This window comes from Thalassotalea agarivorans (genome assembly GCF_030295955.1).
Classification (GTDB): Bacteria; Pseudomonadota; Gammaproteobacteria; order Enterobacterales; family Alteromonadaceae; genus Thalassotalea_D; species Thalassotalea_D agarivorans.
In genome coordinates this window covers 980,336-993,966 of the sequence record NZ_AP027363.1, presented here as the reverse complement: position 1 = coordinate 993,966, position 13,631 = coordinate 980,336, and the positions used below count along the sequence as shown (strand labels likewise).

General features: G+C 42.0%; 17 protein-coding genes. 7 read left to right on the top strand and 10 right to left on the bottom strand.

The features are described from left to right. Positions 1-5: 5 nt before the first annotated feature. Genes QUD85_RS04685 through QUD85_RS04665 form a run of 5 tightly spaced genes read right to left on the bottom strand, consistent with a single transcriptional unit; the run spans position 6 to position 3,693 of the window. Complete coding sequence (locus QUD85_RS04685) at positions 6-470, bottom strand: (2Fe-2S)-binding protein (RefSeq protein ID WP_093327326.1); 465 nt, start codon at positions 468-470, stop codon at positions 6-8. After that, positions 467-1,078 (bottom strand): nucleotidyltransferase family protein, encoded by a 612-nt coding sequence (locus QUD85_RS04680; RefSeq protein ID WP_093327324.1) that lies wholly within the window; start codon positions 1,076-1,078, stop codon positions 467-469. The genes QUD85_RS04685 and QUD85_RS04680 overlap by 4 nt, the downstream gene beginning before the upstream one ends. Continuing rightward, positions 1,079-2,029: an XdhC family protein gene (locus tag QUD85_RS04675; RefSeq protein WP_093327323.1), complete on the bottom strand. Its 951-nt coding sequence runs from the start codon at positions 2,027-2,029 to the stop codon at positions 1,079-1,081. Then, a complete protein-coding gene (gene sufU, locus QUD85_RS04670; RefSeq protein WP_093327321.1) occupies positions 2,022-2,474 on the bottom strand; it encodes a Fe-S cluster assembly sulfur transfer protein SufU in 453 nt (150 codons plus the stop codon). Before sufU ends, QUD85_RS04675 begins: the two co-directional genes overlap by 8 nt. After that, on the bottom strand, positions 2,467-3,693 hold the full coding sequence (locus tag QUD85_RS04665) for an aminotransferase class V-fold PLP-dependent enzyme (RefSeq protein WP_093327320.1): 1,227 nt from the start codon (positions 3,691-3,693) through the stop codon (positions 2,467-2,469). Before QUD85_RS04665 ends, sufU begins: the two co-directional genes overlap by 8 nt. 113 nt (positions 3,694-3,806) lie before the next feature. On the opposite strand from QUD85_RS04665, the gene QUD85_RS04660 reads away from it, so the two are divergent. From QUD85_RS04660 to QUD85_RS04645, 4 genes are all read left to right on the top strand, one after another. Continuing rightward, a complete protein-coding gene (locus tag QUD85_RS04660) occupies positions 3,807-6,191 on the top strand; it encodes a penicillin acylase family protein (RefSeq protein ID WP_093327318.1) in 2,385 nt (794 codons plus the stop codon). A 9-nt stretch (positions 6,192-6,200) separates the two neighbouring features. Beyond that, entirely contained in the window at positions 6,201-6,593 is a 393-nt protein-coding gene (locus tag QUD85_RS04655) for an MAPEG family protein (protein ID WP_093327316.1), read from the top strand. A 162-nt stretch (positions 6,594-6,755) separates the two neighbouring features. Beyond that, positions 6,756-7,958, top strand: a complete 1,203-nt coding sequence (gene pheA / locus QUD85_RS04650) for a prephenate dehydratase (protein ID WP_177168827.1) — start codon at positions 6,756-6,758, stop codon at positions 7,956-7,958. Between the two features lie 11 nt (positions 7,959-7,969). Next, positions 7,970-8,569 (top strand): hypothetical protein, encoded by a 600-nt coding sequence (locus tag QUD85_RS04645; RefSeq protein ID WP_093327314.1) that lies wholly within the window; start codon positions 7,970-7,972, stop codon positions 8,567-8,569. Positions 8,570-8,599: 30 nt separating this feature from the next. On the opposite strand, the gene QUD85_RS04640 is transcribed toward QUD85_RS04645, so the two are convergent. After that, positions 8,600-9,061, bottom strand: coding sequence for a hypothetical protein (locus tag QUD85_RS04640; RefSeq protein WP_143047905.1), 462 nt, complete (start codon positions 9,059-9,061; stop codon positions 8,600-8,602). Between the two features lie 146 nt (positions 9,062-9,207). Between QUD85_RS04640 and QUD85_RS04635 the strand changes: the two genes are divergently transcribed. The 3 genes from QUD85_RS04635 (at position 9,208) to QUD85_RS04625 (ending at position 10,115) form a co-directional block, all read left to right on the top strand. Next, positions 9,208-9,387: a hypothetical protein gene (locus tag QUD85_RS04635; RefSeq protein ID WP_093327311.1), complete on the top strand. Its 180-nt coding sequence runs from the start codon at positions 9,208-9,210 to the stop codon at positions 9,385-9,387. Positions 9,388-9,501: 114 nt separating this feature from the next. Next, positions 9,502-9,915: a hypothetical protein gene (locus QUD85_RS04630; RefSeq protein ID WP_093327309.1), complete on the top strand. Its 414-nt coding sequence runs from the start codon at positions 9,502-9,504 to the stop codon at positions 9,913-9,915. Beyond that, the gene (locus QUD85_RS04625; protein ID WP_093327308.1) at positions 9,912-10,115 is read left to right on the top strand and encodes a helix-turn-helix transcriptional regulator; all 204 of its coding nucleotides are present in this window, start codon (positions 9,912-9,914) and stop codon (positions 10,113-10,115) included. The genes QUD85_RS04630 and QUD85_RS04625 overlap by 4 nt, the downstream gene beginning before the upstream one ends. Before the next feature lie 8 nt (positions 10,116-10,123). Here the strand turns inward: QUD85_RS04625 and QUD85_RS04620 are convergent, their stop codons facing one another. From QUD85_RS04620 to QUD85_RS04605, 4 genes are read right to left on the bottom strand one after another with little or no spacing between them, the layout of a single operon-like run. Continuing rightward, positions 10,124-10,573, bottom strand: coding sequence for a nuclear transport factor 2 family protein (locus QUD85_RS04620; protein WP_093327306.1), 450 nt, complete (start codon positions 10,571-10,573; stop codon positions 10,124-10,126). Continuing rightward, positions 10,554-11,039, bottom strand: a complete 486-nt coding sequence (locus tag QUD85_RS04615) for a thioredoxin family protein (protein ID WP_093327305.1) — start codon at positions 11,037-11,039, stop codon at positions 10,554-10,556. Before QUD85_RS04615 ends, QUD85_RS04620 begins: the two co-directional genes overlap by 20 nt. An 11-nt stretch (positions 11,040-11,050) precedes the next feature. Further along, positions 11,051-12,184 (bottom strand): bifunctional chorismate mutase/prephenate dehydrogenase, encoded by a 1,134-nt coding sequence (gene tyrA, locus QUD85_RS04610; RefSeq protein WP_093327303.1) that lies wholly within the window; start codon positions 12,182-12,184, stop codon positions 11,051-11,053. Further along, on the bottom strand, positions 12,184-13,266 hold the full coding sequence (locus QUD85_RS04605) for a 3-deoxy-7-phosphoheptulonate synthase (protein ID WP_093327302.1): 1,083 nt from the start codon (positions 13,264-13,266) through the stop codon (positions 12,184-12,186). Before QUD85_RS04605 ends, tyrA begins: the two co-directional genes overlap by 1 nt. Positions 13,267-13,631: the final 365 nt, after the last annotated feature.

The window sequence follows — 13,631 nt, the reverse complement described above, 5'->3', positions numbered from 1 at the left end:
ATCTCCTACTTCACTTCAGTGGCTAGTTCAGCCGCTCGGTTAATCGCCTCTTTGATGCGAGGGTACGTGCCGCAACGACAAATGTTGCCACTCATCGCCATTTCAATCTCTTGCTCTGAGGGCGCTTTATTACTTTCAAGCAATGCAGCTGCCGCCATCATTTGACCTGACTGGCAATAACCGCATTGTGGTACGTTTAGTTCTTGCCAAGCCTGCTGTACAGGATGATCAATGTTTTCTGATAGACCTTCTATTGTGGTAATCTCCTGCCCTTCAACAGCCGATACCGGTAAGACGCAAGAGCGCGTTGGCTGGCCGTTTATATGCACCGTGCATGCGCCACAAAGGCCTTTGCCACAACCATATTTGGTCCCTTTAAACTTTAAAATATCGCGCAACACCCACAGCAATGGCATGCTAGGATCTTGGTTAAACTTATGTGTCTTACCATTAATTTTAAGAATGGTCATGATCTACCCTCTTTGGCCTTAAATTGTTCTAATTGTTTTAATTGTTGTTTCGTATCTAGGTCTATAAATGCTTCTGGCATTTGATGTAACGCTAATAGGTCTTTTAATTGATATAAGACAGGTTTAGCACCTTTATCACCTGTCGCGCTAGCAAAATGTTTAATAAAACTGTTGCTAAATATGGCAGGCGGTGAAAACTGTTCACCACTGGCGGCCAGATGAATATGCTCTGGCTGCTCTACATAAGCCTTTATCAATGCCTCAATTTGAGCACTCTTCAACGCATATTGATCGACTAATACTATGCCATAGGCATCTGCCTTGGGAGCATGCTTTATGCCACACTGCAAAGACGTAGACATGCCTTGTTGCCACGCCTGATTTATAACGACATCCACAGCTAGGTCAGTTATATGCGGCTGACATAGCTCGTGATTTGCACCCAAAACACAGCTTATACTCACTTGCGCTTGCACATTGCGTTTAGCGGCAATCAATTTTTCTATTTGATACACAATAAGCGCTTTATTGCCGATGTCAATTAACTGTTTTGGTTGCCCTAAACGTTTTGATGCACCCGCTGCAAGTAAAATCAAATGGATATGCATTTAGGCTACAACCCAAGGTTTTTCTATCTTTTTCTCGCCAGCAAAATGCTGTTGAATTTCGCTAACAATCGACAAAGCGATGGCTTGCGGGCCGCGGCCTCCTAAATCGAGTCCTATTGGGCCATAAATAGAATTATGGAGATGTTTAGGTTGCTCTTTTAACAGTTTTTCTTTGCGAGCTCGTGGCCCTAATACGCCGATATAACTTGTTTTGGCTGCAATCGCTGCGTCTAAATATGCTTGGTCATGTGCTAAATTATGCGTCATCACAACAATACCGCTGTAGCAATTTAATGTGTTTCGTTCGAGTAATTCTGGTCGCTGATGTATCGTCGTCGCACCTTGAGGCATAGACGCTAACTGTGCTTTGCGGTGATCAACAACAGTAACGCGCCACTGCATTACCATCATCATTTCCACTAAAGGTTTAACGTCTGGCCCAGCTCCACAAATAAGTATATGCTGCAGCGGATAAATTGGCGTAACCATGCCAGCGGCGAGGTTGGCTGGTAGCGTAGTGACAAACTGCCCATTGCTTGTGCCATCGTCAGTAATATTTTGCCAAAAATAGCCACTTTGGCCTTGTTCGATTGCAGACAACATTTGCGCTATGCCTAGGTGTCCATTACTCGGCGCTAAGTATTGCAATACAATATCCAGTTTGCCTTCGCAACCTAAGCCTAACCCCCACAATAAGTCGGCATCGTTAAGCAGATCATAGGTGATCACTCGTTTACGTTTATCGCCAAACACTTTTTCTGCATGCAACGCTATATCGCCTTCCAAACAGCCACCACTAAGTAAACCAACGCATTGTAGCTGTTCGTCGATCAGCATCATTGCGCCAGTTTTTTGATAAGTTGCGCCCTCTGTAGCTGCGATACTCGCCAACACATAGGCTTTGTCCTCGTCAAAGCGTTGTTGCCATTGCAGCCAATTTTCACTATTCATGTTGATACTCTTTAAGCGCTGATTCCAAGGTTTGCCAAGGCAATACTGCGCATTGAATTCTTACCGGAAACTTTGTTACTGACAATAGCGGTTCAAACGTTTCGGGTATCTCTAATTGTGTTACTTGCTCATCAAATAATTGCTCTATATTGACCAAGAGCGAGTCCACAGCTGAAATTTTCTGATGCTCTATCGCACGACACATAATCGCAGCAGATGCCCTGCAAATCGCGCAACTATGGCCAGAAAAACTAGCTTGTGCAATATTTCCTTGCTGTATATTGAGCGATAACACCAATTCATCGCCACAGGTTTGATTTTCGCCTTCCGCTCGAGCGTTTTCGTCAATTACCACATCAAAACCATACGGCGATTTATGCAAGTCAATCAAGGCGTTTTGATATAGGTCGACATCGGATAGTTGCGCCTTATCTATTTTAATCATTCGCTAATCCTAGTAAGGCGATTGCTTCTTCTAATACGGTAATCATGCGATCAATATCTTCGGTGCTGTTATATAAACCGATAGATATTCTCACAGAATCTTTTATGTTAAGCGCACTATGCAATGGTTGCGCACAATGATGACCAGCGCGCACAGCTATGTTTTGCTGCGCCATTAAAGAAGCAGTATCGTGGCTGTGTACTCCTGCTATGGTAAACGATATCAGTCCCAATCTATCTTGATATTCGGCTGCCACCAATAGATTTACTGCCTTAAGTGCGACTAAACGTTTAAGGCAATAGTCATGAATAAAAGCACTACGTGCAGTCCTTGAGGTATTGCCAATACTCGCGAGCCAATCAATCGCACTGCCAAGCGCTACTATTGCGGCAAGGTTAGCCGAACCAGCTCTAAGCTTGCTAATGCCTCGTATGTATTTAGTTTGATCCACCGCTACCGCATTGACAATGCCACCACCTAAAACAACAGGCGCTAAAGACTCACCTGTTTGGTCACGACAATAAAGCACTCCAACACCTGCGCCAGCATACATTTTATGTCCTGAAAACACATAATAATCGCAACCAATTTGTTGCACATCTACCTCTGTATGCGCAATGGCTTGTGCCCCGTCGATCAATACGGTGGCATTGTATTGCTTGGCAATTTTAGTCAGTGTAGCTACATCATTCATTTGCCCGAGCACATTGCTGACATGGCAAAGCGCGACAAGCAACGTATTCTCATCGGTCTTTGCTCGTAATTGCTGCTGGCAGATTCTTCCGTGTTCATTAACGTCTATCGTTCTTAATTCAATACCAAACACTTGTGATAGTTGCTGCCACGGTAAAAAGTTAGCATGGTGCTCTGAGATACTTACTACGATGTTGTGGTGCGGTTTAATAGCAGGTTTTATCGCTCCTTGAGCAACAAGGTGAATGGCTGTAGTCGCATTTTCAGTAAACAATATTTGGTCAATATGGCCTGCTTGAATGAGCTGTTTTACTTTTTCTTTCACCGAAGTGATTTGTTGATTACCTTGCTCACTCAGCGGATACATGCCTTTACCAACGTTAGCATGGAGATGACATTGTGCATGATAGTGGGATTTAGCGACAACATCAGGAATGAGCGTTGTTGCTGCGCTATCTAAATAGGTTAGAGATGGCTGAGTAGTAAAAACGGGAAAGTGCGCTTTATAGTTTTTTAGTGTGTCCATACTCGCCGTTTACGATTCTATTTTCATATTCAACATTTATTACAATGATACTGTAATGCGTAACAAATTAAGGTACTCTAGCAACACTATAACAATATGCTAGATACAACTAAATGAAGCGATTAAAAAATATTTTTATTGGCGCAGTATTAATCCTAATATTAGTCGTCGCTACGGCTTTCACGTGGCTTTATTCACAACTCGATCAATCTTTACCATTAATCTCCGGAAAACAAACGCTTTTAGGCCTTGAAGATAGCGTTACTGTAGAGCGAGATGAGCAAGGCATTGCTACGATAAAAGGTAAAACAAGAGCTGACGTTGCCCTAGCCACCGGCTTTGTGCATGCGCAAGAGCGCTTCTTCCAAATGGATTTACTACGCCGAAATTCGGCAGGTGAACTTTCTAGCTTGTTTGGTGAAATAGCACTAGAAAAAGACCAAGAGATCAGACAGCACAGGTTCCGTGAGCGTGCGCGCAAAATTTTGAATCAGCTTCCACAAGCGCAACAAGATATTTTACAAGCCTACACACGTGGCGTTAACCAAGGGTTAATGTTTTTAGGCGCGGTACCTTTTGAGTATTTGGCATTAAGACAAGATCCAGTGGAGTGGCGAGAAGAAGATACGATTTTAGCTGTCTTTAGTATGTATTTGGATTTGCAGTATCACGACGGCCGACGCGAGCGCACATTGGCGCTTATGCATGATGTATTTTCAGAATCTGCGTTTAACTTTTTAAATCCAAAAGGCAGTGAATGGGATGCAGCGGTTGATGCAACCCTTTTACCTTCATTTCCAATGCCTTCGACACCTTGGCCTGCTGCCAGTAATGCAGCCATGCAAAAACGCATAGACAACGAGGACGATTACCTGAGCGAAGCACTTGTTGGTTCAAACAACTGGGCGGTTGCCGGTGATAAAACACCATACACCAGCGCGATGGTTGCAGACGACATGCACTTAGGTATTCGCGTACCAAACACTTGGTTCCGCGCGTCATTTGAATATATTGAGCAAGGTAAAACCGTCAAGGTTACCGGCGCTACCCTACCGGGCACACCGAACATTGTCGTTGGCAGTAATGGCAGCATTGCTTGGGGTTTCACCAATAGTTATGGCGACTGGAGCGATATTATCGTTTTAGAGGTAAATGATGCACAAATGCAATACCTAACGCCTGAAGGCTATCGCCCATTCACTATCAGTAAGCAAGTGTTGGCAGTAAGCGGCAAACCATCAGTTGAATTTGATGTGAAGGAAACTATTTGGGGTCCTGTCATTGGAAAAAACCACAAAGGTCAATGGTTAGCATATCGCTGGGTTGCTCACGATATAAATGCCGTTAATCTCGACTTAATTGCATTAGAAACGGCAAGTACAGTTGATGATGCGTTTGAAATTGGCGCTGGCGCTGGTGTCCCTGCTCAGAACTTAATGGTGGCGGATAGCCAAGGCAATATTGGCTGGTCAATTATGGGGCCAATTCCAATTAAAAAAGGCGAGATTGGCGAACTACCTGCGAGCTGGTCATCAGGTGAAAATGGTTGGACAGGTTATTTAGCAAAAGCAGATTATCCGCGCGTTAAAAACCCCGTTCACGGTCGATTATGGACTGGCAACTCTCGTGTTGTTGGCGGCGAGAAGTTAGCAAAAATTGGTAATGGTGGATATGCACTCGGTGCTCGTTCTCAACAGATCAGAGACGACTTATTTGCCAAAGCACAGTTTTCAGAACAAGACTTGTTAGACGTAGCACTAGATGACAGAGCCGTATTCTTGTTGCGTTGGCAGTCTTTTATGCTAGAGCACGTCTTTACTAAAGAGAATCTGATCAGCCATCCTCATTGGGCTGAGGCGGCGCAAATCGTTGAACAAGACAATGCACTTCGTGCAAGTGTTGACTCAGTTGCTTACCGCATTGTGCGTAATTTTAGAATGAATTTACGTAGCAACGTCTTTGGTTTGTTAAATGAAAACCTATCCAACATGGATGAACATTTCAATCTGCATGCAATTCGTCACCAGCTTGAAGTGCCGCTATGGCATATGGCAAATACGCAGCCAGAAAACTTTTTATGGTTAGGGGAAGATAGCTGGCAAACAATGTTTGCAAAAACACTCGATAAAACCCTAAGCGATATGACCAAAGAACAACCATTAAGCGCGGCAACATGGGGGCAGCAAAACACTTCGGATATCAAACATCCACTATCGAGCGCTATTCCATTTATTGGTCGCTATTTAGACATGCCTCAAAAGCAATTAGCTGGCGACAGCTATATGCCAAGAGTGCAAGGAAAAGCTTTCGGCGCCTCACAACGCATGATTGTTGCACCAGGGCATGAAGAAAATGGTATTTTCCATATGCCAACTAGCCAGTCTGGTCACCCTTGGAGCCCTTATTATCGTATTGGCCACAGTGACTGGGAAGAAGGTAAAGCATCACCATTTTTGCCTGGTGAAACCCGTTATAAATTAACGTTACTGAGTTATTAAGGCGATAAAATGACTATTTTAATTCTTTGTTTAACCATCGCTGCACTATTACCATTTTTGGCAAAGGCACCGGTAGCTATTGAAATGAATAAACTAGGAGGCTACAACAATAAGTTTCCTAGAGAGCAACAAAAGAAGCTAGAAGGTATGGGCGCAAGAGCACTTGCTGCACATCATAACGCGTTTGAAAGCTTTATCGTCTTTGCCCCTGCAGTTTTGCTTGCAGTCATGTTTAAGTTAGCAACGCCAACCATTGTGACGTTGGCTGTGATTCATGTACTGGCGCGCGTAGCATACAACTTTCTATATTTAGCGAACAAAAGCACACTGCGCTCGCTTTCATGGACGGTAGGTATAGGCTGTAGTTTTGCTATTTATATCTTAGTGCTTTTAAATCTTTAAGCTTTGTTCAGTAACACTTGACCATTGAATAAGGCATCAGTAAATTAAAACTATGATAAAAATGAATTCAGCGATTTTTACACTCTTTTTTACCTTAGCTTTCTGAGGGAGTGTGTGCTGAGCGAAATTTAGCAAAAAACCTCCCTCGGGAGGTTTTTTATTATGGAAGAAGGAAACATTGTGAGCAATCAACTCGACTTAAACGATATACGCAAAGAAATAACCGCATTAGACCAGTCGTTACTTACGCTATTTGCAAAGCGACGTGCATTAACGCTTGAAGTGGCTAAAAGTAAAGTAGAAAACGTAAGGCCTGTGCGTGATCTGCAGCGTGAACAAGAGCTGTTAATTCGACTGATCAAACAAGGAAAGGAATTGGGACTTGATGCTCACTATGTCACCAGTGTATTCCAAACGATTATTGAAGACTCTGTGCTTAACCAACAGGCATATCTACAAACGCTCACTAACCCTAATATTCAAGTGCCACGCGTTAGCGTTGCCTTTCTAGGTGACAAAGGTTCATATAGCTATTTAGCGAGTCATCGTTATTTTTCCAGACGCGCAGAAGAAATTATCGAGCAAGGTTGCCAAAACTTTGCCGATATCATGCAATTAGTTGAGGCCGGACACGTAGATTACGGCATGCTACCGATAGAAAACACCAGTTCTGGTAGTATCAACGAAGTCTACGACTTGCTGCAACACACAAACTTATCTATTGTCGGTGAAATTACACAACCCATTGAGCATTGCTTATTAACGGCTGTGAACACCTCATTAGATAAAATAGATACGATTTACGCGCATGGCCAGCCGTTTACTCAGTGCAGCAACTTTTTGGATAAACAGGCAAATATTCGTATAGAGTATTGTGACTCTACCGCTGATGCTATGGCGAAAGTGTACGAATTACAGCAAGAAAATGTTGCGGTTATAGGTAGCGAAGAAGGCGGTAAGCTTTATCAATTGCATGCCCTTGAAAAATCGATTGCTAATCAAGATGAAAACCACAGCCGCTTTATATTAGTTGCGCGTAAGCCCGTCGAGGTTGCTCAGCAGATCCCGGCCAAAACCACCTTTATCTTTGCGACAGGTCAAAAACCAGGTGCATTAGTTGAATGCCTACTTGTACTAAAGGAAAAAGGCATTAATATGTGCAAACTAGAATCAAGACCAATTCAAGGTCGTCCTTGGGAAGAAATGTTCTACATTGATGTTGAAGCCAATGTAAAACACCTTGCAATGCAAGAAGCGATAACTTTGCTCACGGAAAGCACTAACTTTATTAAAGTCCTTGGCTGTTACCCTGTAGAGCATATTAGTCCCGCTAGTGTCCCAAGTAGTGCGATAGCGACAGAGTAATTAGAGGGTTTATGAATAAATTGGCAGCAATAGCGGGGGTAATATTACTCGCTTGTACATTTCTACTTTGGGGGTTGGCGGGTAGCTCTTTAAACCCATATGTAACCAAAAGAATATCAGAGTTAGCTCCGATAGCTACGGGAAAAACAGCTACTATCGATAACGTTGATATCAACGAATTTGAAGGTAAAGCCAATTTATATCATCTCGTGTTTCGTCATGATGACGGCTCTGTCGCATTGAGTATTGATGATATTAAAATGAAAATTGACGTCGACAGCTTGAAAGAAGACGTTATTACTGTGAAAGAAGTTGTATTGGTTAATACGGTTTATGACAACACCGGAAACAACGATACCGTTGAACAAATGATTGCTAATATTGATAGCTATTTAGCAAACAACAAACAGACGGGATATCAACCAACAGTAGCAATTAAGCGAGTATCGCTGCGCGGCACAGCGCCTAAAGTAGGTAGTAGCGCCCTGTCCACGACGCTTTCAGCAAAGAATGCGCCTATTAGTAAAACTGAAATACCAAACGGCTTACCGGTTGAAGAGAGTTTTCTTAGAGCATTGCGACAAGTGTTAGTGAAAGTTAGAGAAGAATAAAGACGAAAAAAAAGGGCTTATGCCCTTTTTTTATTTCATTTCTTCTAACGTCACATCTTTGGGTAATTTACTTTCCAAGATGCGCGTTGAGTGCAATTGTCGTAAATGCCAATCACCCTCAGAATGGGTCACTACAGCGCTTTCCAACCAAACAAGCGTTACTGTGCGATCTTCTAGCTCAACAATAGCCTTGTTCCAATAATTAACCAACGCCATGTCATCATTCTTTACCGTAGAAATGATGTGAAAAAAGTTACGGCGTGACTTTATTTTACTTTTACCTAGCTCTTCTTTTAACTTTGCCGTATTCCATAACTCTCCATTTTCTAATAAAACGAAATCATCTGATACGACAGTGTCTAGCGAATACCCTTCTACTTTGGCTAACGCATTAAAGAAATCGACCACAGGTCTAAATTCTTGCTGCTTAGCGTTGACTGAAAACATTGAAAGCAACGCAACGAAGCCAAACATTATTCGAAAGCTTTTCATAAATTCCTCAAAGCATTAAATATACGCCACTAGGGTAAAAGAAAAAGCATTGTAAAATCAATGAATAAAATCACTTTATCTGAAGTTTGTGGATTCTAAAATGTTGTCTACACTTGGTTAGAGTATTGAATAAAAAGGAAAAACAAATGAATACGATAAAACTACTCAAACAATTTGTAAGCTTGTTTATTCCATTACTAGTGGTGTTTTTTGCGGTGCAATTATTAGTATATGGATACAATTTTGAAGGCGCATTGCGTTTTGGTGCCACTTGGGGTGCAATTGGCGCATTAACGCTAACTATTACGGAAAAGCTTGGTCTGTAGCACTAAAAGCACCCTTGGGTGCTTTTTTTACACTCTTACAAGTAAAGTAAACTTGACTTTTTAAAATTTAAACCTAACATAAGGTAAAGTTTACTTTACTTTTTGGAGGTGTAAATGAATATTGAATCAAACAGCCAGTGGAAAGCAAACCAAGTAAATCGTATAAAGTCTTTGGCTATTTGGACATTTGCATGGGTCTTTTCCTTAGCTATCGCAACTTTTGGCCCTATTTTTATTTGGCAACATGTCGCCCTGACTTTATTAGCGGTTATGGTTAATGTTGGATTTGGCGTTGCAATGATCCTTGCTAACAAACGTCATTTAGAAAGCCTTGATGAAATGCAACGTAAAATAAACATGGATGCAATGGCCATTACCCTTGGAGCGGGTTTAGTATTAGGCTTAGCCTATTCAGTGTTAGACACCACAAATGTGATAGCAAGCGATGCTGAAATATCTGTGTTAGTGATGATTATGTCGCTCACTTACCTAACATCTATGCTGATTGGTAAAGCGAGACTATCATGAAAAATCGCCTCAAAGTATTACGTGCCGAGCGCGACTGGACGCAAGCAGATCTAGCTAACGCGTTAGAGGTGTCGAGGCAAACGATTAACGCGATTGAAAAAGGTAAATTTGATCCAAGTTTACCTCTGGCGTTTAAAGCCGCTAGGTTGTTTAAACTGCCTATAGAGGCGATATTTATTGATGAAGAAAAAGCACTATAAGTGCTTTTTTAATGGTCATAACTTACCACACGATGAAGTTGCCAGGTATCGCCTTTTAAATGCCATACATGCAAAAATTTAAAGGTGCCACAATCCATCTTACCTTCGACCTCATGGCAAAATTGATGCTGGCCCGTTTGAATGGCACCAAAATTTGTTATTGGATGGATTTCTACCGTGTCTATCAGTAGCGTTCGTTGCAAGCCCAAGTTCCTTTCACACAATGCACGAGTATTTTGCATAGATTGCGTGTAGTCGCTTAGACCACCTTGATCGTGATAGAACTCTAGCTTTTGCGAAAACATCGTTGCCATAGTATCGATATCGCACTGATTAAATGCCGTAAAAAATTGATTATCAGCAGCAAGAATTTGCTGCTGTAAGGTTGGCGCCTGTTGCTGTGCTGATACAAGTGGCGCAAACAAGAAAACAAATAGACTAACTATTTTCTTTTTCATGCTGTTTTACCATCGCGGTAATGTCTTCAATAAAGCCTTTATTGGTGCGCTCTACAATACGCCCAATTTCTTCATTATTAACATAAACAACAAAGGTAGGCGTAAACTTAACGTTAGCCGCTGCAGCCCTGCCTGTAGGTTCGGTTTTATTGTAATCTAGCCCAATTAATTGATAAGCAACGATTGGACGCTTTTCAATAGCTTTTAAAAATTTTGGTACTTCGCGTTGACTATCGTGACACCAAGTGCCAAAAAATACGTCAATTCTTAAACCCTCTGGCCACGAAAAAAGCTGCACCGTTTGCTTGTCTGTCAGCCTTTTATCAACATAAGTAGCAGAAAACTTTGGGTAGTCCGCTATCAATGTTCGTTTGCTAATGTCACCAATGTGGATATCACTGCCAGAAGTACTAGCACACGCAGTTAATACTGCTAAACAAATTATAACTATCGCGTTGCGCAACATGTTCAGTCCCTTTAATCTTTTTTAAGTTCATTTGCTTTTTGAAGCATTGCTTTGCTTTCCGCCAAAAAGGCCGGTGCGTAATCGCCAAACCAATTCGCCACCTGTTCAAACATTGATACAAAGGCTTGTTTGTCGCCTTTTTCAACATCAGACAACAATGACAAGAATCGTTCGCCGAAGCGCTTCATCATGACAAGGTTTTGTTTATTTGAAAAGATAATATCGGCGTAAAGCACTGGGTCTTGTGCAAATAAACGCCCTACCATGACTAATTCAAGACGATAGATAGGAGAGCTCATCTCCAATAACTGAGATAAGTCAGCATTTTCCTGCATCAAATGATAGCCGTATGCAATAGTAGAGAAGTGACGCATCACTTGAACCATCGCCATCGCTTCATCATGTGCTGTCGCGTCAACTTGATACATCGAAGCGCCCCACACAGCCAGCTGCTCAATAAACCATGCGGCTGCCTCTGTTTGCCTGCCTTGGCAAACAATCACCGTTTGTTTAACCATGCCTGTTACATCGGGACCAAACATTGGGTGCAAGCCTAACACTGGCCCGTCATGGACATTGAGCATAGCGTCCAAAGGCTCTTGTTTAATACTGGTGATATCAGCCAAAATACATGATTTGGGCAGAGATTTTAGCTCTTCTATAACCTGACAAGTTATGCGAATAGGCACGGCAACAAGGACTAACGACGCATTAGTAAATATTGTTGACGCATTTGCCCAGTCGTCCTTATCAATTATTTTGACGGAATAACCAGAGCGCGTGAACAAATCTACAAAGACTTGACCAAGCTGCCCTTTACCACCAATTACTACAATATCTTTGCTACTCGGATTAACACAGCGATAGCCACTTTCGTCTTGACTGACATAGGAGTCACGCATGATGCGTCTCAGCAAATCTTCTATTAGATCTGCTGACAAGCCATGTTCGGTCGCTTGAAAACGACGTTTTTCAATTAATGCAGCTTCTCTTGTCGCATCAAAAATAGGCATACCTACCTGTGTTTTTAATTCACCCACTTTCGTGGTGACTTTTCTGCGTTTTACAAGCAAATCGACTAGCGCGCTATCGATTTCGTCTATTTCTGCGCGCAAGCTGTTTAATTGTTGAGTGAAATCCTTCATTAATCTGCTATTCGTTGTGGTAACACGGTGTTTAATTTTTCCGCTGCCGATGCAATTAATGTTGAAGTAGTTTCAAAATCGATGCAAGCGTCTGTTACCGAAACGCCAAAGGCTAATTCATTTCTTGGCAGATCAGCACTTTGATTCCCTTCGTTTAGGTGGCTTTCTAGCATAATACCGATGATTGATTTATTCCCTTCGACAATTTGATTGAAGACATTATCAGCCACCAGCGGCTGACGTTTATAGTCCTTGTTTGAATTACCATGGCTGCAATCGACGACAATAGACGCTTCCAAGTTAGCTTGAGCAAGCTCTTGCTCACACAATGCAATGTTTACTGAATCGTAATTAGGTTGTTTACCACCACGCAAAATCACGTGACCGTCTGGGTTGCCAGAGGTTTTGATTAAGGCTACTTGTCCTTGACGGTTAATGCCCATAAATCTGTGCGCATGTGCTGCAGACTTCATTGCATTAATCGCTACATCCAAACTGCCGTTGGTACCATTTTTAAATCCGACCGGCATCGACAAGCCACTAGCCATTTCTCTATGCGTTTGTGATTCTGTGGTACGAGCGCCAATCGCCGACCAGCTAAATAGCTCGGCCAAGTATTGAGGACTAATAGGGTCGAGAGCCTCAGTTGCAAGTGGTAAGCCAAGCTCCGTTAGGAACAACAGTAACTCTCTTGCCTTCCATAAACCTTCATCAACATTGAAGCTGCCGTCCATGTTAGGGTCGTTGATAAGCCCCTTCCAGCCTACGGTTGTGCGCGGTTTTTCAAAGTAGACGCGCATTACAATATAGAGTGTATCTTTATACTGATCATGAAGTTCTTTAAGCTTGAGTGCGTATGCCTTTGCCGCTTCGACATCATGCACAGAACAAGGACCACTAATCACCAAAAGGCGAGGGTCTCGTTTGTGAATAATATCTGCGATCGTATTGCGAGCATCGATAATGAAAGCTCGCCCTTGTGTCGACAGGGGTAACTTTTCTCTTAATTGTCCAGGGGTGATAAGCACTTCTTCAGCATTAACGTGAATATCATTCAAAGCACCGCTTGCTTGTGTAGTCATGGCCTAATCCATCAAATTGTAAAAATAATAAAGGTGTTTTATAAAAATTGCGCAAAGGCAGAGGGTATCAGTAAGTAAGACTTACCAATAAAGAGGGTAGTGGCGATAATATCGAAAATGAGGTGTACTAAGTTGTTTCATTACCTAAAACTTAACTGTTTAATAAAAAATTTACTCGCCAGAGTGACTACTTTTTAACAAGTAATACCCCTTTCATGCAAGCATTATTTTTATAAAAAAACATTTTTTTATAATTTTTTACATTATAGTGCTATGTAAATAAATTTTTACACTGGATAAGCTATATGCTGAGTTTAAGAAAGTATGTAAAAAATAGAAGTGTACACGCCTACATCCATGTAGGC

Bases quoted from the DNA above. Each gene is read 5' to 3' on its own strand.
- QUD85_RS04685 (WP_093327326.1), bottom strand. From the start codon at position 470: ATGACCATTCTTAAAATTAATGGTAAGACACATAAGTTTAACCAAGAT.
- QUD85_RS04680 (WP_093327324.1), bottom strand. From the start codon at position 1,078: ATGCATATCCATTTGATTTTACTTGCAGCGGGTGCATCAAAACGTTTA.
- QUD85_RS04675 (WP_093327323.1), bottom strand. From the start codon at position 2,029: ATGAATAGTGAAAATTGGCTGCAATGGCAACAACGCTTTGACGAGGAC.
- sufU (WP_093327321.1), bottom strand. From the start codon at position 2,474: ATGATTAAAATAGATAAGGCGCAACTATCCGATGTCGACCTATATCAA.
- QUD85_RS04665 (WP_093327320.1), bottom strand. From the start codon at position 3,693: ATGGACACACTAAAAAACTATAAAGCGCACTTTCCCGTTTTTACTACT.
- QUD85_RS04660 (WP_093327318.1), top strand. From the start codon at position 3,807: ATGAAGCGATTAAAAAATATTTTTATTGGCGCAGTATTAATCCTAATA.
- QUD85_RS04655 (WP_093327316.1), top strand. From the start codon at position 6,201: ATGACTATTTTAATTCTTTGTTTAACCATCGCTGCACTATTACCATTT.
- pheA (WP_177168827.1), top strand. From the start codon at position 6,756: ATGGAAGAAGGAAACATTGTGAGCAATCAACTCGACTTAAACGATATA.
- QUD85_RS04645 (WP_093327314.1), top strand. From the start codon at position 7,970: ATGAATAAATTGGCAGCAATAGCGGGGGTAATATTACTCGCTTGTACA.
- QUD85_RS04640 (WP_143047905.1), bottom strand. From the start codon at position 9,061: ATGAAAAGCTTTCGAATAATGTTTGGCTTCGTTGCGTTGCTTTCAATG.
- QUD85_RS04635 (WP_093327311.1), top strand. From the start codon at position 9,208: ATGAATACGATAAAACTACTCAAACAATTTGTAAGCTTGTTTATTCCA.
- QUD85_RS04630 (WP_093327309.1), top strand. From the start codon at position 9,502: ATGAATATTGAATCAAACAGCCAGTGGAAAGCAAACCAAGTAAATCGT.
- QUD85_RS04625 (WP_093327308.1), top strand. From the start codon at position 9,912: ATGAAAAATCGCCTCAAAGTATTACGTGCCGAGCGCGACTGGACGCAA.
- QUD85_RS04620 (WP_093327306.1), bottom strand. From the start codon at position 10,573: ATGAAAAAGAAAATAGTTAGTCTATTTGTTTTCTTGTTTGCGCCACTT.
- QUD85_RS04615 (WP_093327305.1), bottom strand. From the start codon at position 11,039: ATGTTGCGCAACGCGATAGTTATAATTTGTTTAGCAGTATTAACTGCG.
- tyrA (WP_093327303.1), bottom strand. From the start codon at position 12,184: ATGAAGGATTTCACTCAACAATTAAACAGCTTGCGCGCAGAAATAGAC.
- QUD85_RS04605 (WP_093327302.1), bottom strand. From the start codon at position 13,266: ATGACTACACAAGCAAGCGGTGCTTTGAATGATATTCACGTTAATGCT.